At 57.1% G+C, this 946-nt stretch carries 1 protein-coding gene; it reads right to left on the bottom strand.

All coding sequences use genetic code 11. From position 1 onward, the window contains the following. Window positions 1-853, bottom strand: a protein-coding gene (locus K675_RS32155; protein ID WP_085986952.1) for an IS5 family transposase whose coding sequence is annotated in 2 segments (ribosomal slippage) — window positions 1-509 and window positions 512-853 — 851 coding nt annotated over the 2 segments. Because the reading frame shifts where the segments join, the coding sequence is not laid out codon by codon here. This gene is flagged as partial in the annotation. Window positions 854-946 lie beyond the last annotated feature (93 nt).

Here is a 946-nt window from a genome sequence, read left to right as displayed (position 1 = left end):
TAGGCACTGTACGAAAAGAAATGTCGTAGACACCGCCGCCAGCAAGCCAGTGTGACCATCGCTGCAAAGCTTTCCGCCAGCTTGCAATAGCGTGTTCCCAGGCGGCGGTGTTCCTTGAGCCAACCAAATAGCCGCTCGATCACATTCCGCTGCCGATATTTGGGTTTGTCGAAGAGACGCGGCAAGCCGGGCTTTGGTTTGCGCTTCATATCCCGCTGGGGAATCACCGGCTGCATTCGATAACGATCGCAGTAGCGGCGCAACGAGTCAGCGTCATATCCCTTGTCTGCCAAGAGCCAGCGGCACCGCTTGCGTGGCCTACCTCGACCAGAGGGGATGTGGACACCATCGAGCAGCGGTTGAGCATGTGAAATGTCGCTTGCCTGTCCACCAGAGAGGGTGAAGTGGAGCGGTATGCCTCGGGCGTCGCAGACCATGTGAATTTTCGTCGTCAGCCCACCCCGACTTCTTCCAAGTGCGTGGTCCGATGGTTCTTGCGGCCCCCTTTTTTGCCTGCGCCGCAAGAGGCTCGGGTGGCTTTCACTGCCGTTGAGTCGATGCACCAGGTATTCAGGTCGATCAAGCCTTGCGCATTGAGTTTGACGTGTAGCCGCTTGAGCATCTTGTTGAAGGTGCCCTGGTTTCGCCAATCTCGAAATCGCTGATAGACCGTCGACCAAGGCCCAAATCGCTCAGGCATATCACGCCATGCCGCACCGGAGCAGAGCACCCATAACACGCCGTTGAGCATCAAGCGGTCGTCGAGTCTTGGGCGCCCGGTGCGCCGATGTGCAGCAAAAAGATCAGCGACTATTTCCCAGTCTGCGTCGGAAAGTTCGTATCGTTTGGGCATGGCAGAGTCCTTCGCCTAAATGGCGAGAACTCTACGAAAACTCAGGCCGCCAGGGGCCGCGATGGGGTTTCAAAGGTTTTCATACAGAACCTA

Origin of the sequence: Pseudomonas fuscovaginae SE-1 (genome assembly GCF_000364705.1) — a bacterium.
Taxonomy (GTDB): Bacteria; Pseudomonadota; Gammaproteobacteria; order Pseudomonadales; family Pseudomonadaceae; genus Aquipseudomonas; species Aquipseudomonas fuscovaginae_A.
The sequence above is the reverse complement of the archived record's forward strand: the minus strand, read 5'-3'. Positions and strand labels throughout refer to the sequence as shown.